The organism is Mycobacterium montefiorense, from assembly GCF_025823255.1.
Classification (GTDB): domain Bacteria; phylum Actinomycetota; class Actinomycetes; order Mycobacteriales; family Mycobacteriaceae; genus Mycobacterium; species Mycobacterium montefiorense.
The window spans coordinates 985635-1008091 of the sequence record NZ_JACKVL010000017.1 but is presented as its reverse complement, the minus strand read 5'-3'; the positions used below and the strand labels follow the sequence as shown (position 1 = coordinate 1008091).

The 22457-nt window shown below is 66.7% G+C and carries 21 protein-coding genes, 1 tRNA gene and 2 pseudogenes; 8 read left to right on the top strand and 16 right to left on the bottom strand.

Annotation, left to right across the window (positions count from 1 at the left end):
- Positions 1-103: 103 nt before the first annotated feature.
- Positions 104-418: a CDGP domain-containing protein gene (locus tag H7K34_RS24715; protein ID WP_264064609.1), complete on the top strand. Its 315-nt coding sequence runs from the start codon at positions 104-106 to the stop codon at positions 416-418.
- A 10-nt stretch (positions 419-428) separates the two neighbouring features.
- Here H7K34_RS24715 and H7K34_RS24710 read toward each other — a convergent pair whose 3' ends face one another.
- Positions 429-632, bottom strand: a complete 204-nt coding sequence (locus H7K34_RS24710; RefSeq protein ID WP_264064608.1) for an excalibur calcium-binding domain-containing protein — start codon at positions 630-632, stop codon at positions 429-431.
- A 239-nt stretch (positions 633-871) separates the two neighbouring features.
- Complete coding sequence (gene cwsA, locus H7K34_RS24705; protein WP_264064607.1) at positions 872-1309, bottom strand: cell wall synthesis protein CwsA; 438 nt, start codon at positions 1307-1309, stop codon at positions 872-874.
- A gap of 136 nt (positions 1310-1445) precedes the next feature.
- Between cwsA and H7K34_RS24700 the strand changes: the two genes are divergently transcribed.
- The gene (locus H7K34_RS24700) at positions 1446-1994 is read left to right on the top strand and encodes a peptidylprolyl isomerase (RefSeq protein WP_264064605.1); all 549 of its coding nucleotides are present in this window, start codon (positions 1446-1448) and stop codon (positions 1992-1994) included.
- 11 nt (positions 1995-2005) lie between these two features.
- Here the strand turns inward: H7K34_RS24700 and H7K34_RS24695 are convergent, their stop codons facing one another.
- Entirely contained in the window at positions 2006-2440 is a 435-nt protein-coding gene (locus H7K34_RS24695) for a PH domain-containing protein (RefSeq protein ID WP_264064604.1), read from the bottom strand.
- Between the two features lie 155 nt (positions 2441-2595).
- A complete protein-coding gene (gene crgA, locus H7K34_RS24690) occupies positions 2596-2877 on the bottom strand; it encodes a cell division protein CrgA (RefSeq protein WP_108926469.1) in 282 nt (93 codons plus the stop codon).
- Between the two features lie 118 nt (positions 2878-2995).
- Between crgA and H7K34_RS24685 the strand changes: the two genes are divergently transcribed.
- On the top strand, positions 2996-3739 hold the full coding sequence (locus H7K34_RS24685) for a DUF881 domain-containing protein (protein WP_264064603.1): 744 nt from the start codon (positions 2996-2998) through the stop codon (positions 3737-3739).
- Positions 3740-3777: 38 nt separating this feature from the next.
- Complete coding sequence (locus H7K34_RS24680) at positions 3778-4464, top strand: aminodeoxychorismate/anthranilate synthase component II (RefSeq protein ID WP_264064602.1); 687 nt, start codon at positions 3778-3780, stop codon at positions 4462-4464.
- Here the strand turns inward: H7K34_RS24680 and pknB are convergent.
- The 7 genes and pseudogenes from pknB to H7K34_RS24645 form a co-directional block, all read right to left on the bottom strand.
- Entirely contained in the window at positions 4442-6319 is a 1878-nt protein-coding gene (pknB, locus tag H7K34_RS24675) for a Stk1 family PASTA domain-containing Ser/Thr kinase (RefSeq protein WP_264064601.1), read from the bottom strand. The genes H7K34_RS24680 and pknB overlap by 23 nt on opposite strands.
- Positions 6316-7629: a serine/threonine-protein kinase gene (locus H7K34_RS24670; protein ID WP_264064600.1), complete on the bottom strand. Its 1314-nt coding sequence runs from the start codon at positions 7627-7629 to the stop codon at positions 6316-6318. Before H7K34_RS24670 ends, pknB begins: the two co-directional genes overlap by 4 nt.
- Complete coding sequence (gene pbpA / locus H7K34_RS24665; protein WP_264064599.1) at positions 7626-9104, bottom strand: D,D-transpeptidase PbpA; 1479 nt, start codon at positions 9102-9104, stop codon at positions 7626-7628. Before pbpA ends, H7K34_RS24670 begins: the two co-directional genes overlap by 4 nt.
- Positions 9101-10517 (bottom strand): annotated as a pseudogene (locus H7K34_RS24660) (FtsW/RodA/SpoVE family cell cycle protein). The gene pbpA and the pseudogene H7K34_RS24660 overlap by 4 nt, the downstream one beginning before the upstream one ends.
- Positions 10514-12028, bottom strand: a complete 1515-nt coding sequence (locus tag H7K34_RS24655; protein WP_264064598.1) for a PP2C family protein-serine/threonine phosphatase — start codon at positions 12026-12028, stop codon at positions 10514-10516. The pseudogene H7K34_RS24660 and the gene H7K34_RS24655 overlap by 4 nt, the downstream one beginning before the upstream one ends.
- Positions 12025-12492 carry an FHA domain-containing protein FhaB/FipA gene (locus tag H7K34_RS24650; protein ID WP_025738168.1) on the bottom strand — a complete coding sequence of 156 codons (468 nt, stop codon included), beginning with the start codon at positions 12490-12492 and terminating at the stop codon, positions 12025-12027. Before H7K34_RS24650 ends, H7K34_RS24655 begins: the two co-directional genes overlap by 4 nt.
- Positions 12493-12601: 109 nt before the next feature.
- The gene (locus H7K34_RS24645; RefSeq protein WP_264064597.1) at positions 12602-14308 is read right to left on the bottom strand and encodes a DUF3662 and FHA domain-containing protein; all 1707 of its coding nucleotides are present in this window, start codon (positions 14306-14308) and stop codon (positions 12602-12604) included.
- Positions 14309-14562: 254 nt separating this feature from the next.
- Between H7K34_RS24645 and H7K34_RS24640 the strand changes: the two genes are divergently transcribed.
- Positions 14563-14648 (top strand) — tRNA-Leu (locus H7K34_RS24640).
- Between the two features lie 121 nt (positions 14649-14769).
- Positions 14770-15660: an SCO6745 family protein gene (locus H7K34_RS24635; protein WP_264064596.1), complete on the top strand. Its 891-nt coding sequence runs from the start codon at positions 14770-14772 to the stop codon at positions 15658-15660.
- Between the two features lie 12 nt (positions 15661-15672).
- Here H7K34_RS24635 and H7K34_RS24630 read toward each other — a convergent pair whose 3' ends face one another.
- The 5 genes and pseudogenes from H7K34_RS24630 to H7K34_RS24610 all read right to left on the bottom strand — a co-directional run bounded on the left by H7K34_RS24630 (position 15673) and on the right by H7K34_RS24610 (position 20693).
- Entirely contained in the window at positions 15673-17043 is a 1371-nt protein-coding gene (locus tag H7K34_RS24630; RefSeq protein WP_264064595.1) for a PPE family protein, SVP subgroup, read from the bottom strand.
- Positions 17044-17428: 385 nt separating this feature from the next.
- Positions 17429-17770, bottom strand: coding sequence for a GNAT family N-acetyltransferase (locus tag H7K34_RS24625; protein ID WP_264064594.1), 342 nt, complete (start codon positions 17768-17770; stop codon positions 17429-17431).
- A pseudogene (locus tag H7K34_RS24620) lies at positions 17767-18746 on the bottom strand (pirin family protein). Before H7K34_RS24620 ends, H7K34_RS24625 begins: the two are co-directional and overlap by 4 nt.
- Before the next feature lie 54 nt (positions 18747-18800).
- The gene (locus H7K34_RS24615; RefSeq protein WP_264064593.1) at positions 18801-20183 is read right to left on the bottom strand and encodes an acyl-CoA dehydrogenase family protein; all 1383 of its coding nucleotides are present in this window, start codon (positions 20181-20183) and stop codon (positions 18801-18803) included.
- Between the two features lie 93 nt (positions 20184-20276).
- Entirely contained in the window at positions 20277-20693 is a 417-nt protein-coding gene (locus tag H7K34_RS24610; protein ID WP_264064592.1) for a WhiB family transcriptional regulator, read from the bottom strand.
- A 144-nt stretch (positions 20694-20837) separates the two neighbouring features.
- On the opposite strand from H7K34_RS24610, the gene H7K34_RS24605 reads away from it, so the two are divergent.
- Together H7K34_RS24605 and H7K34_RS24600 are read left to right on the top strand one after the other, a co-directional pair.
- The gene (locus H7K34_RS24605) at positions 20838-21626 is read left to right on the top strand and encodes a helix-turn-helix domain-containing protein (RefSeq protein ID WP_264064591.1); all 789 of its coding nucleotides are present in this window, start codon (positions 20838-20840) and stop codon (positions 21624-21626) included.
- Positions 21623-22447, top strand: coding sequence for a C40 family peptidase (locus H7K34_RS24600; protein ID WP_264064590.1), 825 nt, complete (start codon positions 21623-21625; stop codon positions 22445-22447). The genes H7K34_RS24605 and H7K34_RS24600 overlap by 4 nt, the downstream gene beginning before the upstream one ends.
- The last annotated feature ends 10 nt before the right edge of the window (positions 22448-22457 follow it).

Sequence of the window (22457 nt, the reverse complement as noted above, 5' to 3'; positions counted from 1 at the left end):
GTTGGCCTTCGTGGGCGGCGGTATCCCACCGTCTCACATTTGCTGCGCGACGGTGAAGTCGCTCGACAGGCGCGGTCACGCTATTAGCTGTATCGTGCGGCGCATGACGAAATCAGCGCGGGTCGCCGCCAGCGCGGCGCTGGGGGCAGCACTCACGATCGGCGGAATCGGAATTGTCGTCGGGACCGCTCCGCCCGCGTCGGCGGGCTGTCAGAACACGACTATTCCCGGAGAGTCCTACTGCGACAAACCGGTAGGCCCGGACGGGACCTGGGAGCGATGCCACCAAGGCCCCAGCTACCCGGTCTTCGGCGGCCGGGGCGTGATCGAGGACGTGACCCCGCCGCCCGAGTGCTACCCGGTTGACCCGGCGCAGCCCGTGCCGCTCGGGCAGCCGCCGAACCACGTCGACGACTGAGTCCAGTCGCTCAGTGCGATTCGCAGGCGATGCCGTCGTTGTCCCGGTCTAGCTTTTGCTGGTAGGCGGGATCACCGCGCGGGATGTTGTAACGCCCGTCTTTTGCGGCCGCACTGCAGTCGGTATATGGCGGGTCTGCGTGTGCCGCGGGCGCGATTGTCAGGCCGATGCCGAAAGCGGCGGCAACCGCGGCCAGCAGGGTACGGAGGTCCATGGGCTCACAACCTTTCCTTGCGGGTTGTGAGATTACGGCGAGAACCGCGGCTGCGGGTTGAAATCGGCAGACTTGGCGACCGAGCGCTTGCACCGGACCCGGGCACCGAGTTTCTCAGGCGCACAAGCCTTTCAATAACTTCGAGACGGGCCGAGACGGCCGGCCGGCCAGACCGCCGGCACGGATAGCAAACAGGCACAGCGGAATTGGTGAGTTCTGGCGTTACTGCCCGAACTGCGTCAGGGTCGCGGTTGAACGTCCACGCTGGGTGGCCGTGGTGATGGTTCGGTGTTGTCGCGGTTGGTCGAGCGCCGGACGATGCTGAATGCGGCGGCGCCGCCGGCCAGGACGACGATGGCGGCTGCCGCGATCAGCAGGGGTCGTTTGCCCCGGCGGCGTTGGGATTTGCGTGCATCTTGCAGTGCCTGCGGCAGGCCGGAGACGACCTCCTGCGCGGCGGCAAGTTCCTGGGCGAGCGCCTGCTGTGCCGCGGTGACATCGCGAGAAAGTTGGCCCTGGCGGTAGCGGCGGCGCAACTCCGACGCGGTCGACTGGGTGGAGTTGACCCCCAATCCGATGAGACCGCGGGTGACGTCCACCGGTCCCACCGCCGAATAGGTCAGACCCCGAGACAGTCGCTGTCTGGGAGTCAGCCGGGATTCCGCCTGCGCGTTCATCTGCCGCCTTTCTGTGCCGCCCGTGGAACCTACAGACTGCCACCATAAGAACACCGGCGCGGCTATTGCAGCGCGACGTCGGCCTTTTCGGTCCGGGCTGCCGGACTGACACCGGGTGCGGGCGGGTCCGTGGGTAATGGCAGACTCTCGTGTCGTGACCAACAGCCCGCATCAGACTGCCACTGCCACACTGCACACCAACCGCGGCGACATCAAGATCGCCCTGTTTGGGAACCACGCGCCCAAGACTGTCGCCAACTTCGTCGGCCTGGCGCAGGGCACCAAGGAGTACTCGACCCAAAACGCGTCGGGCAGTCCTTCCGGTCCGTTCTACGATGGCGCGGTCTTTCACAGAGTGATCCAGGGCTTCATGATCCAGGGCGGCGACCCGACCGGCACGGGACGCGGTGGCCCCGGTTACCAGTTCGCCGACGAGTTCCACCCCGAGCTGCAGTTCGATAAGCCGTATCTGCTGGCGATGGCCAATGCGGGTCCGGGCACCAACGGTTCGCAATTCTTCGTCACCGTTGGCCCCACGCCGCACCTCAACCGGCGCCACACGATCTTCGGCGAGGTGACCGACGCCGAGTCGCAGCAGGTCGTCGACGCCATCGCGACGACGTCCACCGACGGCAACGACCGTCCGACCGACGCGGTCGTGATCGAGTCGATCACGATCTCTTAAGTTCGGCGTAGCTACGCCGGGCCGGCACCGTCTCGGCCGGCGTAGCCGGCCGCAGTAAGCGCATCGAGGACCTCTAACGGCTCGGCGCCCAGGTCCCATCGGGAGAACAGCACCAGCCGGTCATCGACCGTCTCGACCTCGAGGAAACGCACCTTTCGCCCGAGGCGGCGGAACTCGGTGATCCGAATGATCTTGATGTCGGAGTGCTGCAATACCTGCGTCCGGAACCACCCCCGGATCACTAGACCGTCCGCGGTAATAGCCAGCTTTGGGCGTGCGCGCCAAGTACCGCCCGCAAACACCAGCAGGCCCGCCCCGGCAATCCCCGCCAGCACCCGCCCCGGCGGGTCTGTGACCACGGTCACACTGGCGATAGCCATGAACAACCCGCCAAGGCCACAACCAGCCACTCCCGCAGCATGCGGCTGCCACTGTGTTTGCTGCATACCGTTCCTAACCCCTCCCACCACTGCCGATGCAGTTATCCACATCAGCTATCAACAGTGGGGATAAATCACACGCGTGTGATTGGGTAGTCACAAGGTTGCTGACTTAGCCGCGAATCGACCCCAAGATGAATTCATTCGGCAGCTGATCTTGGTTAGTGCCAGCGCATCGTGAGCAACAACCCGGTGATCATGAAAGCGAACGCGATCGCGTAGTTCCACGGGCCCAGTTGCGCCATCCAATTAAGAGCGGTCGGTGCCTGGCTTCCGACCGCGGCCAACTGGAACACCATCAGCCAAACCAGACCGATCAGCATCAGACCCACGAACAGCGCGACGAACCACACACTGGACGGACCGACCTTCACTTTCACCGGCGTCCGGCTGACCGCGGTGACGGTGAAGTCGTTCTTCTTGCGGACCTTGGACTTGGGCATGATTACCTCGGGATCACGGTGAGCGGGACGGGGTGCAACGATAGCGGTTGTAGCTACACGCAGGACTTGGCTACGAGATTAACCCACCTGGCCCCCCGACCAGGAAATTGGAGACTCGATGATCCAGACCCGCCGGTCACCATGGCGCTTCGGTGTCCCATTGGTTTGCCTGCTGGCCGGATTGCTGCTGGCCGCCACGCACGGGGTTTCCGGTGGCGCCGAGATCCGCGGCAGCGATGCGCCGCGCTTGGTCGATCTGGTGCGTGAGACGCAGGCCTCGGTGAATCGTCTCAAGGCCGAACGCGACGAGCTGGCCGGCAAGATCGACTCGACGCATCTGAGGTCTTCCGATGCCGCGTTGGCAGCCATGCTGCGGCGTTCGGCGGAGTTGGCCAGTGCGGCCGACATGAACCCGGTGCACGGGCCAGGCCTGGCGGTGACCCTCGACGATGCCCAGCGGGACGCCAACGGCCGCTTCCCGCGCGACGCGTCCCCGGACGACCTGGTGGTGCACCAGCAAGACATCGGGGCCGTCCTCAACGCCCTGTGGAGCGCTGGCGCGGAGGCGATCCAGATGCAGGATCAGCGGCTGATCGCCACATCGGTACCGCGCTGCGTTGGCAACACGCTGCTGCTCAACGGGCGCACCTACAGCCCGCCGTACACGATCACCGCGATCGGCAACGCCGCCGCGATGCAGGCCGCCCTGGCCGCCGCGCCGCTGGTGATCCTCTACAAGCAGTACGTCGTCCGATTCGGGCTCGGCTACCACGAGGACGTCAAGCCCGACGTGCAGATCGTCGGCCATACCGAACCGGCCCGGATGCATTTCGCGAAGCCGCTGGGGCCGATCGGCTACTGAGCATCAACCGCGACTCGCCGGGGCGGTAACCTGACACGATGCGGATCCTGGTTGTCGACAACTACGACAGCTTCGTGTTCAACCTCGTGCAATACCTGGGGCAACTCGGAGTCGAGGCAGACGTGTGGCGCAACGACGACGCCCGGCTCGCCGACGAAGCCGCCATCGCCGTGCAGTTCGACGGCGTTTTGCTCAGCCCCGGCCCGGGCACCCCGGAACGCGCGGGCGCATCGATCGACCTGGTCCGCGCCTGCGCCGCGGCGGCCACCCCGCTACTCGGCGTCTGCCTCGGCCACCAGGCCATCGGGGTCGCCTTCGGCGCGACCGTCGACCGTGCACCCGAGTTGCTTCATGGCAAAACCAGCAGCGTCCACCACACTAATGTCGGTGTGCTGCAAGGACTTCCGGATCCATTCACGGCGACTCGCTATCACTCGCTGACGATCCTGCCGGAGTCGCTGCCCGACGTGCTCGAGGTGACAGCGCACACCCGCAGCGGAGTGATCATGGCCGTGCGCCACACGGAATTGCCGATCCACGGCGTCCAGTTCCACCCGGAGTCGATCCTCACCGAGGGTGGGCACCGAATGCTGGCCAACTGGCTGGCGGTGTGCGGATGGTGGCGGGACGACACCCTGATCCGCCGGCTGGAGAACGAGGTTCGCTCCGCGGTGCGGCCGTATTTCCCTGCCGACCCGGCGGCTACTGACCGAACCTCAGCGTGATGATGCCGTCCCGGTTGACTCCGGTACCGGCCGGCGGGTTCTGATACACCACCTTGTGGGCCTGGGAGCCACCGGCGTCGATGTCGGCGCCCTTGTCCAGCACCCCCGTCCAGCCCAGCGCGCGTAACCGTGGTTCGGCGTCGGTCCAGAACATGCCGGACAGATCGGGCATCACGAACTGATTGCCCTTGGACACCTGCAGCTCGATGATCGAGTCCACCGGAACCGTCTGGCCCTTGGGCGGATTGGTGCCGATGACCTCACCGGCCGGCCGGGCGCTGTCCACCGCCGCCTGGGTGATCTTGGTGAAGCCGTAGACCGTCAGGTTCTTCTGCGCGATGTCGACGGTCTGGCCCGCGACATCGGGAACCTGCTTGGTCTCGGGTCCCGAGCCGACGATCACGGTGACCACGTTGGTGATCGCCGACGTCTGATTCGCCGGCGGGTTGGTGCCGATCACCTTGCCCAGCAGCTCCGGCGTCGACGGCGAGTTCGCCTGCTTGAACTTGGTGAACCCGGCTGCCTTCAGCTTGCTCACCGCGTCGGAGTAACTCAGCGAGGACACGTCAGGCACTTCGCGTTGTTCGGGCCCGGTCGACACGTTGATGGTGATCTCGTCGCCGGCGGCCACCGAGGCGTTGGCGCCGGGATCGGTACTGATCACGTGATCGGGCGGGATCGCCGAATCAGGCTTCTGCAGCGTGCGGGTCTTGAAGCCCCGATTCTGCAGGGCCGCAACGGCATCCGCGGAAACCTGGCCGCGCATATCTGGAACTTGAACGTCGCGGGTCGAACCACCGAACGTGTTGAACCCGATGACGACGACGATCGTCAGCACCGCGAGCACGGCGACGGCGACGACCCAGCGACCGACCGGGCCGCCCATCCGATCGGGGTCGGTGTCGCCGAGGCGCTGCCGAGGCAGCGGGTCCAAGCGCCCACTCCCATGGCCCGGGCCCGTCGCCATCAGCGAGGTCCGCTCGGCGTCGGTGAGCACCTTGGGTGCTTCGGGGGCCTCACCGTTGTGCACCCGAACCAGGTCGGCGCGCATCTCCGCGGCGGTCTGATAGCGGTTGTCCGGGTTCTTGGCCAGCGCCTTGAGCACGACGGCGTCGAGCTCGGCGGAGATACCCGGGTGCCGCGTCGACGGTGGCACCGGGTCTTCGCGGACATGTTGGTAGGCAACCGAAACCGGCGAGTCTCCGGTGAAAGGTGGCTCGCCCGTGAGGATTTCGTAAAGCACACAGGCCAACGAGTAGACATCGGAGCGGGCGTCGACGGAATCGCCACGGGCTTGCTCCGGCGAGAGATACTGCGCCGTCCCGATCACGGCCGCGGTCTGGGTGACGCTGTTGCCGCTGTCGGCGATCGCCCGGGCGATGCCGAAGTCCATCACCTTGACCGCATTGGTCGTGCTGATCATGATGTTCGCCGGCTTGACGTCGCGGTGGATGATGCCGGTCTGGTGGCTGAAGTTCAGGGCCTGGCAGGCGTCGGCGATGATCTCGATCGCGCGCCGCGGCGGCAGCGGCCCGTCGTTGTGCACGATGTCGCGCAGCGTGACACCGTCGACGTACTCCATCACGATGTAGGGCAGCGGACCGGCGGGGGTCTCCGCCTCGCCGGTGTCGTAGACCGCGACGATCGCCGGGTGATTCAGCGCGGCGGCGTTTTGCGCCTCGCGACGGAAGCGCAAATAGAAACTCGGGTCGCGGGCCAGATCAGCGCGCAGCACCTTGACCGCGACGTCGCGGTGCAGGCGGACGTCGCGAGCCAGGTGAACCTCGGACATCCCCCCGAAACCGAGGATGTCGCCCAGTTCGTAACGGTCGGACAGGTGCTGAGGGGTGGTCATTGCGGTGTCTCGTATTGGGCCGTCGACAGGCTGGGCGCTAAGGGGTTGGCCCAGCTCAGTTCGGGTGGCCTGCTGTGGAATCCAGAATTACTCATCGCCGGCGGTCCCGTCCAATCGAGTCGCAAACTCGGGCCGGAACCGGTGGGGGTCTTGCTCGCCGGTGGCGTCCCGGTGTCGGTGACCGTCGGGGGCACAGGCTGCTGCTGGGTGTCGCCGCGGGAGTTGATCACGATCAGCACCGCGATGATGATCGCGAGCGCGCCCAGCACCCCGGCGGCCCACAGCAGCGCACGCTGTCCCGACGAAAAGGTGCGGCGGGCGGGCGCCGGACGATGACTATTCGTGGCCGGCCGCGATCGGCGCGGTGCCGCAGTGCGGGCACTGGGCGCGGCGGTCGTCCTGGTCTGCGCTCCCGACGGAATGGACGCCGGCGAGGCTCGTCCCGGCGGTGGTGACTGACTGGGCCGCGGTGGACGCCGGCCGGCCCGTACCGCGGCCACGGCGTCCGCGAACGGCCCACCACTGCGGTAGCGCATGCCGGGGTTCTTGACCAGCGTGATCTCGATGAGTTCGCGGACGTTAGGCGGCAATTCTGGAGGCAGCGGTGGCGGCGGCTCCTTGATGTGCTTCATCGCCACCGTCAGCGCGCCGTCACCGGTGAACGGACGCTTGCCCGAAACCACTTCGTAGCCAACAACTCCCAGCGAATAGACATCACTGGACGGTGTCGCGTCATGGCCCAGCGCCTGCTCGGGCGCGATGTATTGGGCGGTGCCCATCACCATGCCGGTCTGGGTCACCGGTGCCGCGTCGACGGCCTTGGCGATACCGAAGTCGGTGATCTTCACCTGCCCGGTCGGGGTGATCAAGATGTTTCCCGGCTTGACGTCGCGGTGCACCAGCCCGGCGGCGTGCGCAATTTGCAGCGCGCGCCCGGTCTGTTCGAGCAGGTCCAGTGCATGCCGCAGCGACAGCCGGCCGGTGCGCTTGAGCACCGAGTTCAGCGGCTCACCGTTGACGAGCTCCATCACCAGGTAGGCGGTGCGCCCCTCGCCGTCCATCTGGCTTTCGCCGTAGTCGTGTACGGCTGCGATCCCGGGGTGGTTAAGCATCGCGGTGGTACGCGCCTCGGCGCGGAACCGCTCAATGAACTCGGAGTCCTGGGAGAACTCCGCCTTGAGCACCTTGACGGCGACCCGCCGGCCCAGCCGGCTGTCCACGGCCTCCCAGACCTGGCCCATGCCGCCGGTGGCGATCAGGCGTTGCAGTCGGTACCTGCCCGACAGTGTCACGCCAACTCGTGGGCTCATGGGCCCCCCTGCAGTGCGGCCTGGATGACGGCCCGCCCGATCGGTGCGGCGAGCGCACCGCCGGTCGCGGAAAGGCGGTCGGCACCATTCTCCACGAGGACGGCCACGGCGACCTTGGGCGCCTGCGCGGGCGCGAATGCGATGTACCACGCGTGCGGCGGTGTGTTGCGCGGGTCGGTGCCATGCTCTGCGGTACCGGTTTTTGATGCGATCTGCACGCCGGGAATGGCCCCCTTCTGCTGCGCGGCCTTCTCGGCGCCGACCATGAGCTCTGTCAGCTTAGCGGCGATCTGCGGCGATACCGCGCGACGTTGCTGATAGGGCGCCGTTGTGCTGATGTTGGCCAAGTCCGGTCCTTTGACGCTTTCGACCAGGTACGGCTGCATCGTCACGCCGCCGTCCGCGATGGTGGCGGCGATCTGCGCGTTCTGCAGCGGGGTCAGCGCCACGTCCTTCTGCCCGATGCTGGTCATCCCGAGAGCGGCGGCATCCGCGATTATCCCAACCGTCGATTCGGCGACCTGCAGCGGAATCACACTCGGGCTGCTGTCCAGTCCGAACGAATGCGCCATGCTGCGCAGGGCTTGGGCCCCGGTGAGCATGCCTAGCTGGACAAATGCGGTGTTGCACGACTTGGCGAAGGCTTGGCTCAGCGACACGGTTGGCTGGTCGCCGCACGGGGTGCCGCCGTAGTTCTCCAGAGTGGCCGTGCTGTTGGGCAGTGGGATTGTGGGCGCGGCCGTCAACTGCTCGTTGTCGGTGGCGCCGGCCTGCAGCGCCGCCGCGGTGGTGATCACCTTGAAGGTCGAACCGGGTGGGTAGGTCTCCGAGATCGCACGGTTAGTGAGCGGGCTGTCCGGGTCGTCGCGCAGGCGCTGCCACGCCAGCGCCTGCACCTCGGGATCGTGCGAGGACAGCAGGTTGGGGTCATAAGACGGCGACGACACCATGGCCAGAATTTTGCCGGTGGACGGCTCCAGCGCCACCACCGCGCCCTTGCACGGCGGCCCGCCGCAACCCTGCTGCATCGCGTCCCAGCCGGCCTGCTGCATACGCGGATTGATCGTGGTGTCGACGTTGCCACCGCGCGGATCGCGGCCGGTGAAGAAGTCGGCCAGCCGCCGCCCGAACAGCCGCTCGTCGGAGCCGTTCAGCAGTGAGTCTTCAGCTCGTTCCAAACCGGAACTGGAATACCGCAACGAATAGAAGCCGGTGAGCGGCGCGTACACCGCGGGGTTGGGGTACACCCGCAGGAAACGGAATCGGCTATCGGTGGCCACCGAGTAGGCCAGCAGCTGGCCGCCCGCGATGATCTGGCCGCGCTGGCGCGAGTATTCGTCGAGTAGGACCCGCTGGTTGCGCGGGTCGGCCCGCAGCCCGTCGGCGGCGAAGACCTGCGTCATGGTGGCGTTGAGAAGCAGCAGGACGATCAAGGCCATCACGGTCACCGAGATGCGACGGAGTGAGGTGTTCATACCCGCTCAATCACCTCGGTGCCGGCTGCCGCGATCGGCGCCGTGTCGCGGGTGCGGTCTCGCAACGGGCGCCGGGCGCCGGGCGCTATGCGAGATGCGCGCCAGGATGGCCAACAGTATGTAGTTCGCCAGTAGCGAGGATCCGCCGTAGGACATCCACGGTGTGGTCAGTCCGGTCAGGGGAATGAGCTGGGTGACGCCGCCGACGACGATGAACAGTTGGATCGCCAGTGTCGACGCCAGACCCGCGGCCAGCAGCTTGCCGAAGCTGTCGCGTGTCGCGATCGCGGTGCGCAGGCCCCGGACGATGACGATGGTGTACAGCATCAGGAGGCTGGCCAACCCGACCAATCCGAGCTCTTCGCCGAACGCCGCGATGATGAAGTCGGTGGACGCGGCCGGCACAGTATCGGGCTGACCGTTGCCCAGCCCGGTGCCGAAGATGCCTCCGGTGGCAAAGCTGAACAGCGATTGCACGATTTGGTAGCCGCTGCCGTCGGGGTCGGAGAACGGATCCCACCACATCTGCACGCGAACACGTACATGCGCGAAAATGTAGTATGCGGCAACGCTTCCCGCGCCGAACAAGGCCAGCCCGATGACCACCCAACTGAAGCGCTGGGTGGCCAGATAGACCACCACCAGAAACGACGCGTAGAGCAGTAGCGAAGTGCCGAGGTCCTTTTCGAAGACCATGACGCCGATCGAGATCACCCAGGCCGCCAATAGCGGCGCGAGGTCTCGCGGGCGCGGCAGCGTCATGCCCATCAGATGCTTGCCGACGCTGGTGAACAGGCCGCGTTTGGCGACCAGCACCGCGGAGAAGAAGATCAGCAGCAGAATTTTGGAGAACTCGGCCGGCTGAATTGAGAAGCCCGGCAGGCGAATCCAGATCTTAGCGCCGTTCTGCTCGGACAGCGACGACGGCAGCAGGGCCGGGATTGCCAAGAAGACCAGGCCGGTGAGGCCGAAGATGTAGCCGTAGCGCGCGAGTTGTCGGTGATCTTTGAGGAAGGTGACCACGAGCGCGAATGCGGCAACACTGACCAGGGTCCACAGCAGCTGCTGGGTCGCGCTGGGGTGATGTCGACCGCTGAGCTCGTTACCGACAAGGTCGAGCCGGTGGATCATGACCAAGCCAAGTCCGTTGAGCAGCGCTACAATTGGCAGCAGCAGCGGGTCGGTATAGGGCGCAAAGCGCCTAATGGCCAGGTGTGCACTGCCGAACACGGCAAGGAAGGCCAGCGCGTAGCCGGTCAGGCCCCAACGCAGACCGCGGCCCTGGTTGGCGTCGACGATCAGCAACGCGGCGACGGTGATCACCGCGGCGAAGCACAACAGCAGCAGCTCGGAGTTGCGCCGAGTAGGCAGCGGCGGCGTGACCGCGACCGGGGGCTGGACCTGAGTGGTCATGCAGCCGCCCGGCAGTCGATGCCCGGCTGAGGTGGGAGTGGCGGGAGCGCAGTCACCGTCTGAGTGGTGGTCGCGGGCGACGTGGGCGCCGGCGCTGCTGGAGGGGTGCTTGCGGGGGAGGTGCTCGGTGCGCTGCTGTTGGCCGGGGGGCCGCTGGAAGGAGTGGGGGGCGCTGTGGCGCTCGGCGGTGTCGTGCCGCTGGTCGCCGGGGTCGAAGACCCGGGCGGTGAGGTCGCCCGTGGCGGTGGGCAGGGCGGCAGCAAGTTGTTGGCCGACAGTTCCTTCAACTGCGATTCGGCCTCATCGAGAGTCCCGGCGGGAAGCCCGGCCAGTACCTGCGCGCGTGCGGCAGGGCGCAGGTCTCCTAATTGCATCAGCCGGCAGTCCAGGTGACCACCGGCTTGGCTGTAGCTGATGATCGATAAGTCGTTGCGCGCGTTGAGACAGCCCACCAAGTAAGGCTCGTGCAGGGACATACCCAGCAGCGACCCTTGAATCCCCTTCATGATTGACACCATGCCGTTGTGTTCGGCGACGTAGTAGTTACTGCGAATGATGCCCCGCCCGATGGCAAGGCCGGTGAGCGCGAGCAGTACCACCAGAGTGACGACCATGAACGTCCGCCGCCATGCCCACCGCGCCCGGGTAGCCGGTTCCTCTTGTTGCACAACGCGTTTGGCAGCCTCTTTACGGGGCCCAATGGCAGAAGCGCGGCCCGCCGAGGTGTTGGGCAGCGTCAGGTGGTCTTCTTCGCCGGATACCGCACCGGCCAGAATCGGCTGGGTCTGGCCGTAGTCGTAGTCGACGACATCGGCGACCACGACCGTCACATTGTCGGGACCGCCGCCGCGCAACGCCAATTCGATGAGACGGTAAGCGCTTTCGGCGACATCGGGAATCTGCAGGGCCTCGGCGATGGTTTCGTCGCTGACTGGATCGGACAGCCCGTCCGAGCAGAGCAGGTAGCGATCGCCGGCGCGCGCTTCGCGCATGGTCAAGGTGGGCTCGACCTCATGGCCGGTCAGCGCCCGCATGATCAGCGATCGCTGCGGGTGGCTGTGGGCCTCTTCTTTCGTAATCCGCCCCTCGTCGACCAGGGTTTGGACGAAGGTGTCGTCCTTGGTGATCTGGGCCAGCTCGCCATCGCGCATCAGGTAACCGCGCGAGTCTCCGATGTGCACCAATCCAAGACGGTTGCCCGCGAACAGGATTGCGGTCAGCGTGGTGCCCATTCCCTCGAGGTCGGGCTCCATCTCCACTTGTGCGGCGATCGCCGAGTTACCGGAGCGCACGGCCGAATCGAGCTTGGCGAGCAGGTCGCCACCGGGCTCGTCGTCGTCGAGGTGAGCCAGCGCGGCGATCACCAGCTGGGAGGCCACCTCACCGGCGGCGTGGCCGCCCATGCCGTCGGCCAGGGCCAGAAGCCGCGCGCCGGCATAGACCGAGTCTTCGTTGTTGGCGCGTACCAGGCCGCGATCGCTGCGGGCGGCATATCGCAGAACCAGGGTCACGGGCGCAACTCGATTGCCGTCTTGCCGATCCGGATCGGCGTTCCGATTGGAACTCGTACCGCAGTGGTCACCTTCGCCCTGTCAAGGTAAGTGCCGTTGGTCGATCCTAGATCCTCGACGTACCACTCCGAGCCGCGCTGAGACAGCCGGGCATGCCGCGTCGAGGCATAGTCGTCGGTCAGCACCAGCGTCGAGTCGTCGGCACGTCCGATCAACACAGGCTGCCCGCTGAGCGTGATGCGTGCACCTGCCAACGCCCCCTCGGTCACCACCAGATAGCGGGCGGCATGGCGACGCTGGCGGGACGGCAACAACGTGCCGCGCAACACCAAACCTCGGCGCACCATGACCGCACCGGTTGGTGCGTAGATGTCAGTTTTCAAGATCCGGAGAACAGACCAGATGAATACCCATAACAGCATTAAAAATCCGGCACGCGTCAGCTGCAGTACCAGTCCCTGCATCTGGGCGTCCTTTCCGTCCTGGCGCCGCACCTCGTGAAACCAAGCAACGTCACGATACTTGGAGGGCGGTCGACGCGGGGCGAAGCACGGCAGCTTGTGCCCGGTGCGTTCAGTGGATCCGAACGATGATCTCCGAGTGGCCCAAACGGATCACGTCGCCATCGGCCAACTGCCACTCCTGTATCGGCGCGTTGTTCACGGTCGTGCCGTTCGTGGAGTTGAGGTCGGATAACAGCGCAACCTGTCCGTCCCAGCGGATTTCCAGGTGGCGGCGCGACACTCCAGTGTCGGGCAGCCGGAATTGGGCGTCTTGTCCGCGACCGACGATGTTGGAACCTTCGCGCAGCTGGTAGGTCCGGCCGCTGCCGTCGTCGAGCTGCAGCGTGACCGCAGTTCCGGCAGCGCCATAACCGCCCTGCCCGTAACCGCCGTATCCACCGCCGCCCTGTTGGCCGTAGTCCGCCTGCTGCCCGTACTCAGGCTGCTGCCCGTACTCGGGCTGCGGCGCGTACTCGGCCTGCTGCTGCCCGTACTCGTAGTCGCGGTGAGCGGTCTCGGGGTATGCACCGCCGCCCTGAGGGCCATATCCACCGGCCGGAACGTTCTCCGCGTATTGGGTGTAGTCCCCGCCGCCGTACTCCTGCTGGCCGTAACCATGACCGCCCTGCTGATAACCGTGGTCGTATCCGCCGCCCTGGTCCGGGTAGGACGGGCGTTGCTGTTCGGGCGCGCCCTGGGCCGGCGGGTAGCCGCCGCTCTCCTCGGGTCGAGCAGGCCCGCGACCGTACTCTGCGTAGCCGCCGCCGTAGCCCTGCTGGCCGCCGCCCTGTTGACCGCCGCCGGGCTGGCCGTAGCCGCCGCCCTGGCGGTAGCCCTGGTCGTAACCCTGGCCACCCTGGTCGTATCCTTGCGGTCCTTGGTCGTAGCCCGGGCCGCCGTAGCCACCGCCGGCTGGCGGACGCTGCTCATACGACGGCGGGTAGCCGCCTTGTCCCTGGTCGGGATAGCCGCCACGCTGGTCTTGGTAGCCGCCCTGGCCGGGGTATCCACCCTGCTGCGGATAACCGCCTTGCTCGGGGTAGCCGCCACCCTGCTGTGGATAGCCACCCTGCTCGGGATAGCCCCCGCGCTGTTCTTGGTAGCCGCCCTGGTCCGGGTAGCCACCCTGGTCAGCAGGACGAGGTGGTTGGTAGCCGCCGCCCTGCGGCGGGTAGCCGCCGCGCGCCTCGGGTCCGCCCTGCGGCTCCTGGCCGCCGCGCTGATCGTCTTGCGGACGCGCGTACCGCTCGTCGTAGTACTCGTCGCCGGGACGCCCCTGCCCCTGACCGCGGTAGCTCGAGTTGTCAGTCATTGGTGGTACTCCTGGTTCTCCGCTGAACGCCTGGTTTGATTGTGGCCGGGCGGGATCGTTAACCGTCGGGCGGGGCTCGCCATCGGGGTTGACAGCACCGCGGGCGCGACACTGTCCGGTATGCAGGTTCGGCAACTGCTCAAACCGAACGACGACATCACCATACGTTTCCCACCCCTGTTCATGGATATAGTCGGCCAGGTATCTAGTGAAAGCGACCGACGTCAGATCCGGATCGGTGCCCACCTTCTCGAAGTCGTGCATACCGAGGGTAATGACGTATTCGTTGGGCACCAAAAGATGATTTCCCCGAAGCGGCCGCAGGCCGTCCTCGGCTTCGCGGCGCAACAGCGCCTCAACCTCTTGCGGGACAATGGATCCGCCGAACATTCGCGCAAATGCGTCGCCGACGGTCGACTCGAGCCTGCGCTCGATCCGTGCCGCGAGCCCCCGTTGGCTACCCATGCCTCAGCGCTCGCCCGCACTTGTCGCGGTGTATCGCCGGCGCAAGGCAAACGATTCGCCCGCCTGTCGTATCACTCATGCATGGTATCGGGACACCGCGACGCTGCGGCACCGTGAGAATCCTGAGAATCGCATCTATGCAGGTCAAGCACGGTTCGAGCACGAGGTGGGCGGGCACTGAACGGGCTCTGTCGGCCGCGGCCGCGGTTAGGGCGAATGGCTATACAGTGATATGGTCCATCGGTTGTTTCCCCGGGCGAGTGGCGGAATGGCAGACGCGCTGGCTTCAGGTGCCAGTGTCCTTCGGGACGTGGGGGTTCAAGTCCCCCTTCGCCCACCAGGTGCGGTTCGGTGAACCGCAGCCGCAAGGCCACGAACTCTGCGAGAGGTCGTGGCCTTCGTTATTTCCCAGCCACGGGACCGGGATTGGCCGCGCCCGGCCGCGGTGCTTAACTGCAGTCGTGCGCAGAAAGCCAGAGCTGGCGCGACGCCTCTACGATCGCTTCGAGCCGGTGCATGCGGTGACATACTTCGCGCCGGAGGCGCGGGCGGCACTCGACGAGCTGGGGTACCGAGGTTTCTGGATGGGCTACTTCGCGGCCCGGTCCGCCCCGCTGGGAATGGCACCGCCGGAGCTGGTGACCGCAATCTTTCACAACTTCGCCCCCCAACGCGTCGCCAAGGCTCTGCCGGCGGCGTGGCAGATCGCCGGTCCGGAGGCTGCGTTGCGGACCCGGCAGTCCTCGGCGGTCGCGGCGCTGCGCCGTTACGGCTTGAAAGAAGACGAAAACGTCAGTGCCGCAGCGGAATTAGCTGCAAAGGCAGCGCGCGGGGCCAACGTCGACGGGCGACCGCTGTTCGCCGCCAACCGTGCGCTGCCGTGGCCGGACGATCCGCTGGCCGCGCTGTGGCACGCCACCACGCTGTTGCGTGAGCAGCGCGGCGACGGCCACGTGGCGGTCTTGACCGCCGCCGGCATCTCGGGCCGGGAGTCCAACGTGTTGCACGCCGCGGCCGACCGCGTCCCGCGGGACTACATCGCGCGCACCCGCGACTACGACGACACCGAATGGCATCACCACGAACAACGGCTGGCCGAGCGTGGACTGCTGGACTCCGACGGCTCGCTCACCGCGGCCGGCCGCGACCTCAAGGACCACGTCGAATCGAGCACCGACGCGCTCGGTCTGTCGGCGCTCGAGGCGCTCAGCGACGACGAGGTCGAGGCGCTGTTCCAGGCACTCACGCCGATCACCCGGGCAGTGGTCGAAGGCGGCGATGTCCTGTCCGTCACGCCAATGGCATTGCGCCGCCATGAATTACACGACGCCAGCGCGCATTTGGGCGACTAGCGAGGTCTGGCGCTACGGATCACGCGGCAGCAGGCGCTGCTTTTGCTCGACGAATTCGTCTTGGGTGAGAATCCCCGCGTCACGCAGCGAGGCCAACTCACGGAGCTCGGCGGCGATGCTGGTGATCGGGCCGCCCACTGGAATCGGCGGCACCTCGGCTGCCTCGGCCGGCGGTGCGTCCTTCGACTTACGCCCGGGCAACCCGATCCGCTCCTGGCGTCCGGCGCCACCACCTCCGCCGGTGCCGGCCATGGCACGCCCGGCCATGCTCGCCAGCGCCATCTGGCTGAAGAGACTTCCCGCGCTGGAGCCGGTTGCTTGCGCGGCGGCGCCCGCGGTCGCAGCCGGGAGCGCCGTCGCCAGGGCGCGTAGCTCGGGGGCCGCGGCCGACCATGCCGGCGGGACCGACAACCGCCCGATCGGATTCGCTTGGTTGAAACCTCCGGTAACCATCGACGCCGGATTGGCGAGCACCGGAAATGACGCCGGCGGTGCGGGTAGGTTGCCGGGCCAGGTCTGTACGCCCGCCCAGCCGCTGACGATGTCGTCGGTGTGCACACCGGTGTAGTAACCGCCCACGTCGTAGGGAAGAGCGGTGGTCCCCAGTGCGGTGTCGACACCAAGGCTGGTTGCCCCGAATTCAGGATCGAGAAAAACCGCGCTGAGGTCGGCGAGCAGGCCTAGCAGGTCCCGCCCGCCAAACCCCGGGAAGCCCACGTCCGGGGCCGCGAGGGTGGTCAGCGCGTCGGGCACCGCGGCGAAGGTCTGCTGAAGCGACGACACGGCACCCTGCGCATCGCCCGCGGCGGTGTCGGCGGCCGCGTTGACCGCGGCGGCTTGATCCGCGGCTCCGCTAGAGCTGGTGTTCGACGGCGGCGAGGAGAGTGGTTCCAGTCGGGTCGCTGACGCGGAAGACGATGCGTAGCTCTGCATCGCGCCGGTGTCCTGGGCCCACATCTCGGCGTACTGCGCTTCGGTGGTCGCGATCGCCGAGGTGTTCTGCCCGAGGAAATTCGATGCGATCAGCGCGGCCAGCAGGCTGCGGTTGGCCGCGACAACCGGCGGGGGCACCGTTTCGGCAAACGCGGCTTCATAGGCAGCCGCCGCCAGAATGGCGTGGTTGGCGGCCTGCTCGGCCTGTTCTGAGGTGGTCCTCAGCCACCAGACGTACGGGGCGGCCGCGGCAGCCATGGTCGCCGCGGCGGGGCCCAGCCAGGGCCCGGCGGTCAGGTCGTCGATCGCTGACTGGTACGCGCTGGCGGTCGAGCCCAGCTCGGCGGCCAGCGCCTCCCACGCGGATGCCGCGGCCAGCAGAGGTCCGGAGCCAGGGCCTGCATAGATGCGCGCGGAGTTGATCTCCGGCGGCAATGATGCGAAGTCCATGCGTTCCCTCCGGTAAAGATGGCCGCCAGCCGACGACCCGGTTGACGGCAAACGAACGAGGCTACCGTCAGCGCCTGGGAACCTGTGCTGGCTGTTTTGCTTGCGGCGATCAATAGTCGCCGTGCCGAAACGACAACTCCCGCCCAACAGCCCAGGATCCGTGTTGCTGGGAGTACCCAATTACCCAGCTGTCCTGCTAAGACACGTTAAGGCATGCGACGGGGCAATTGGTCGCAGACTCCGGAACCGGGCCCGCGGCGCGAAAATCGGCGCGCTTCGCGGGAGGGCGGCAGACCGCTGCCGAGTTGCTTTGCTCGGCGAACGTCGGGTAAATGACCCTGGCGAGACGACGGCGGTGCAGGACTTGCCGTCGGCCGACGAGTGCTTAGCCGCTGGGCTGGGTCTGCGCCCAGACCCTGATCTCGGCGGTTGCTGGGTCGGTTATGGCGTCGAACTCGGGGTGCTTCTTGAGCACCGTCTCGACCATTGAGCAGACCGGGACGACGCGTTTGCCGGCCTCGCGTGCCCCGTTCAGGGCCCCCTCGACCAGGATGGTGGCCAGGCCGCGGCCACCGAAGTCGGGATCGACGACGGTGTGATAGAAAACACGCTGGTCGCCGCGGTCTGCGTAGTCGGCGTGGCCGACGGTCTTACCCTCCACGGCAATCGTGTATGTCTGGTGTCCCTCGGTGACGGTGGTCTCTGCACCGGTTTTATCGGTTGTCATGTGGATCCCTTTCCTTGCGGTCCGTGCGGTATTGGTCGTGGCCGCAGCCGGGTGGTCGGCAGCGGCGGGGCGGCCAGTCGTGTGACTGAGCCCCGGTAGCCCTCGACTGCGCCGGAGCGCGCGTCGGCATCTTCCCAAAGTTGGCGATAGCCGACGATTTCGTCGTGGTTGCGCCCGACGAAGTTCCACCACATCAGCACCTCTTCGGTGAACGGGGCGCCCCCCAACAGCATTACCCGCGCCGGACGGTCTCCAACATTACGCAGCTGCAGTGCGGCATTGCCTGGGCTTTGGTAGCCGAGCTGCGCGGCCGCCAGCGCCGTTCCGCTGATCGCGACCACGCCCACATCGCACAGCACGCCATGTTCGAATGCCGGGTCGATGTCGAGGCTCAGCTCAGCGTTGGCGGCGAGATCGATCTGGGCACCCAGCAGCGGCGAGAACGTCTGCACGGAGAACGGCTGCCGGCCAGCTGGCCGAGAAACACCCGCGCCACCGCGCCGGGAAGTGAGATCGGCTCGGGCACATAGTGAGCGAAACCGCGTCCGGTGTGGCGATCGGAGTCCGGCAAGGCGACCCACAGCTGGACTCCCTGCAGCACGGTGTCCGTTTCGACCGACACCTCGGAATGGCAAATCCCCGCGCCCGCGGTCATCAGATTCAACTCGCCGGGCCGGACCAGGGCGTGCACGCCTGCGCTGTCACGGTGTTCCACTTCCCCACTGAACAGCCAGCTCACTGTTTGTAATCCCGTATGCGGATGAGGGGGAACGTCCATCCGCGCAGTGACGGAGCCGTAGTGGTCGATGAAACACCACGCTCCGATCAGCGAGCGCTGCCGTTGCGGCAGGGTGCGCCGCACCCGGATGGCTCGCGGGCCGCCCAGCGGAACTTCTCGCGGCTGTAGCACCTCTATACCCACAACCCGGGAAGCGCTGCAGGCGACTTCGTCCGGGGCGGTCTCGAGATTGCTCACCGTGCACCCTTCGTCGCGGGCGTGACACGGACGACCGTACCCGCGGCCGCTGACCTACCTGCCCGGCGGCCGCAGCGCCCGCATGGCCACGCGCAGGATCGGCTCGGGGATCCGATCCTTCACCGACAGCGCGGCGTCGGCGGCGCGCGAACGCAGCGGGGCGCCCCGGCCGAAGATCCGGTTCAGTGGTCCGCCCGTCGGCTCGAGCACGACGTGCAGCGGCGGGGTACCCACGGCGGCGCCCAGCGCGTTCGAGATGACCATCCGTTGGATCTCGCTGGTACCCTCAAAGATGGTGTATAGCTTGGCATCTCGATACCACTTCTCGACTGGGTGGTCGGTGATGTAGCCCCAGCCGCCCATTGTCTGGATCGCGCGTTCGGTGGCCTTGATCGCGACCTCGCTGGCAGCGAGCTTTGCCATCGAGCCCTCTCCCCGCTCGAAGGCGACTTCGTTGGCCGCCATCCAGGAGGCCCGCCAGGTCAACAGCCGGGCGGCGTCGATCTGTGTCGCCAGGTCGGCCAGTGGGAACGCGATGCCCTGGTTGTCGATGATCGGTCCGCCGAATGCTTCCCGCTCGGTGGCATACGCCGTCGCGTACTCCAATGCCGCGCGCGCAATGCCAATCGCCTGGGAGGCGACCATCGGGCGGGTCTGCTCAAAGGTGCCCAGCGTTGCCGAGCCGGAGCGCTGTCCACCCGCGATGACCTCGCGGGCCTTCGCGAGCTTGTGTTCGAGCTTGTCTTGTCCGCCAAGCAAATTCGAGGCCGGAACGCGTACACCGTCGAACCGCAGCTCGGCGGTGTGTGACGCGCGACAGCCCAGCTTGTCGAGCTTGCGCACCAGCTCCAGTCCGGGGCTGCCGCCCGGCACCACGAAGAGGGCTTGACCGCGGTGGCCGAGTTCCTCGTCGACCACGGCGTTGACCACGTGCACGTTGGCTATGCCGCCGTTGCCGATCCACATCTTGTGGCCGTCGATGATCCAGTCGTCACCGTCGCGGCGGGCCCGGGTGCGCAGATTGCGTACGTCGCTGCCGCCCTCGGGCTCAGAAATCGCGAGCGCGGCGAGCTTGAGATCGCCTGGGGTGCCGAAACATTCGGGCGCCCACTGCAGCATCTGCTCCGGTGACGCGGCCTGGCCGATCGCCGAAAGCGCCAGCGCCGGCATCACAATCGCCAGACCGATTCCGGCGCAGGCCCAGAACAGCTCCTCCATGAACATCGGCAGCGACAGGCCGGTGGGGTCGCCGATCAGATCCCGGTAGAACAGCGGGCTATAGAAGCCGCGTTCGGCCGCCTCCTCGAGGACCGGCCAGGGAAATTCCTGCCGTTGGTCGTATTCCAGGGCGACCGGACGTATCACCGACTCGGCGAACTCGTGCGTGCGACGGGCGAGGTCGTGCTGCGCTGCCGTGGGTGTCAGATCGAACGTCATGGATACACCTCTGGGTCGACGGTCTTGTGTCCCGCCGCGACCGACTACCCCGTCGATTGGGTGAACAAACGTTCACACTGCACCGCGCCGCGGTCAGGCCGCCGAGCGCGGGCCGACCTGTGCGATCGGCAGGTGCAACACCACCGCGGGCGTCAGGATGAGCTCGTGCTCGCTGCGTGCCAACAACGCGGTGTTCTCGGGTAGCTGCCGGGAGTTGATCTCGCCGGCGGCGATGCGTCGCAAGACGTCGTGGGCGCGAGTCAGCTGGTCGCGCTTCCGGTACTGCCCACCGGGGAGCTTGACGCCGGCCCAGACTCCGTATTCCTCCCGGTGCGCGATCGCGTACTGGGCGCACCGCCGCTGTTGCGCCAACGGACAGCGGCGTAAGCACTGGATCCGCGCCTCGGTGGCCGATCGCTCGTAGGCGCGAGCTTTGGCAGCGCCGTCACCACTGTCATCGTCGGGGTAGCCGAACCACAGCTCCGGGTCGGTTGCGCACGGGTGTCCCATGTCAGTCTCCTTGCTCGAGATGAAACGTAGGCAAAAGCGTATATCTGATGCTGCCCGCCACGCAAGAGAAACGAGATAAAAACGTATACGCATAGCGATACTGCCGGGCCTGTGTAATATCCGGCCTATGGCCGGAGCCCGCGGGTGAGCCGTGAATCGGCAGGTGCGGCTATCCGTGCATTGCGTGAGTCGCACGATTGGTCCCTCGCGGAGCTTGCTGCCGCGACCGGCGTCAGCATCATGGGGCTGAGCTATTTGGAGCGCGGCGCCCGCAAACCGCATAAAAGTACAGTTCAGAAGGTCGAAAACGGCTTGGGCCTGCCACCGGGCACCTATTCGCGGTTGTTGGTGGCTGCCGACCCGGACGCCGAGCTGGCCCGATTGATCGCCGCGCAGCCCCCCGAAGCGATGCCTGGGCCACGAACCGGCGCGGTGGTGGTCGACCGCCACAGCGACACCGATGTGCTGGAAGGTTACGCCGAAGCCCAACTCGATGCGCTCAAATCCGTCATCGATCGACTGCCGGCGACGACATCAAACGAATATAAGACGTATATTCTCTCTGTGATCGCCCAGTGCGTGAAGGCAGAGATGCTCGCGGCCAGCTCGTGGCGGGTAGCGGTGAACGCTGGCGCGGATTCGACCGACCGACTGATGCAGCATTTGGAGGCCCTCGAGGAAACGCGCAGCGCGCTGTTGAAGCGGATGCCGACCAGCTTGAGCGCTCGTTTCGACCAGGCCTGTGCGCAGTCGCCGCTACCTGACGCGATTATCGCGGCGCTGTTGGGCGTGAGTAGTGACGAAATGTGGGACATCCGCAACCGCGGGGTGATCCCCGCGGGAGCACTCCCCCGCGTTCGTGCGTTCGCCGACGCGATGGATTCGACCGACGAAGACGGCACAGATCAGGGCGGCGGCGAGGGGGACCGATGACCGACAGCGACATCGAGGTGTTGAACCGCGCACATCAATTGTTCGCCGGAAGCACCAAACAGCCAACGCTGGACGTGCCCTACCGCGTGTCGAGCCGCACCATCGCACTGAATGGCCTTGTGGGACAAGATTATTACCGAACCCTGCTAAATCGAAGCCATGAAACGCTGCGCTCGGCCGCGCGCACGGATGCCGCCGCGGCCGGCGTCATCGCCGGCGCATACCGGGATCGGGCGCAGGCACGCGAGCTGACCGGGAACGCCCTCGACGAAGCCCGCGCCGACGCGGCCGCTCCCCCGATCACGCCGATGGCCCAGCGGGAGGCCATGCGCCGTCGGGTCGCGAGACTGCGCGCACAACGGGCACACGTGATGGCTGCCCGGGTCCGCGCGCGACGGCATTCGGCGGCGCTGCGGGCACTGCGGTACCGAATGCTGCACCACCGCGGTCCGGGATTGGCCGGACTGCGGCTGCCGCCGCCGAGTAGTCGCGCCGGAATTGCGGTGCGCGCGGCGCTATCCCGACTGGGTCGTCCCTATGTCTGGGGCGCCACCGGGCCCGATCAGTTCGACTGTTCCGGACTGGTTCAGTGGTCCTACGCCCAGGCCGGAATCCACCTGGACCGCACCACGTACCAACAGATCAACGACGGAATCCCGGTGCCCCGTTCGCAAGTCAGGCCCGGCGATCTCGTCTTCCCGCACACGGGACACGTGCAGCTGGCGATCGGCAACAATCTCGTCGTCGAAGCACCCTATTCGGGTGCCTCGGTGCGGATCAGCCAGCTGGGTAACTACGTCGCGATACGCCGCCCGATATGAGATTAGGTTG

Bases quoted from the DNA above. Each gene is read 5' to 3' on its own strand.
- H7K34_RS24650 (WP_025738168.1), bottom strand. From the start codon at position 12,492: ATGCAGGGACTGGTACTGCAGCTGACGCGTGCCGGATTTTTAATGCTG.
- pknB (WP_264064601.1), bottom strand. From the start codon at position 6,319: ATGACCACCCCTCAGCACCTGTCCGACCGTTACGAACTGGGCGACATC.
- H7K34_RS24670 (WP_264064600.1), bottom strand. From the start codon at position 7,629: ATGAGCCCACGAGTTGGCGTGACACTGTCGGGCAGGTACCGACTGCAA.
- pbpA (WP_264064599.1), bottom strand. From the start codon at position 9,104: ATGAACACCTCACTCCGTCGCATCTCGGTGACCGTGATGGCCTTGATC.
- H7K34_RS24610 (WP_264064592.1), bottom strand. From the start codon at position 20,693: ATGGGACACCCGTGCGCAACCGACCCGGAGCTGTGGTTCGGCTACCCC.
- H7K34_RS24710 (WP_264064608.1), bottom strand. From the start codon at position 632: ATGGACCTCCGTACCCTGCTGGCCGCGGTTGCCGCCGCTTTCGGCATC.
- H7K34_RS24600 (WP_264064590.1), top strand. From the start codon at position 21,623: ATGACCGACAGCGACATCGAGGTGTTGAACCGCGCACATCAATTGTTC.
- H7K34_RS24685 (WP_264064603.1), top strand. From the start codon at position 2,996: ATGATCCAGACCCGCCGGTCACCATGGCGCTTCGGTGTCCCATTGGTT.
- H7K34_RS24695 (WP_264064604.1), bottom strand. From the start codon at position 2,440: ATGCAGCAAACACAGTGGCAGCCGCATGCTGCGGGAGTGGCTGGTTGT.
- cwsA (WP_264064607.1), bottom strand. From the start codon at position 1,309: ATGAACGCGCAGGCGGAATCCCGGCTGACTCCCAGACAGCGACTGTCT.
- crgA (WP_108926469.1), bottom strand. From the start codon at position 2,877: ATGCCCAAGTCCAAGGTCCGCAAGAAGAACGACTTCACCGTCACCGCG.
- H7K34_RS24715 (WP_264064609.1), top strand. From the start codon at position 104: ATGACGAAATCAGCGCGGGTCGCCGCCAGCGCGGCGCTGGGGGCAGCA.
- H7K34_RS24630 (WP_264064595.1), bottom strand. From the start codon at position 17,043: ATGGACTTCGCATCATTGCCGCCGGAGATCAACTCCGCGCGCATCTAT.
- H7K34_RS24700 (WP_264064605.1), top strand. From the start codon at position 1,446: ATGGCAGACTCTCGTGTCGTGACCAACAGCCCGCATCAGACTGCCACT.
- H7K34_RS24645 (WP_264064597.1), bottom strand. From the start codon at position 14,308: ATGGGTAGCCAACGGGGGCTCGCGGCACGGATCGAGCGCAGGCTCGAG.
- H7K34_RS24615 (WP_264064593.1), bottom strand. From the start codon at position 20,183: ATGACGTTCGATCTGACACCCACGGCAGCGCAGCACGACCTCGCCCGT.
- H7K34_RS24625 (WP_264064594.1), bottom strand. From the start codon at position 17,770: ATGACAACCGATAAAACCGGTGCAGAGACCACCGTCACCGAGGGACAC.
- H7K34_RS24680 (WP_264064602.1), top strand. From the start codon at position 3,778: ATGCGGATCCTGGTTGTCGACAACTACGACAGCTTCGTGTTCAACCTC.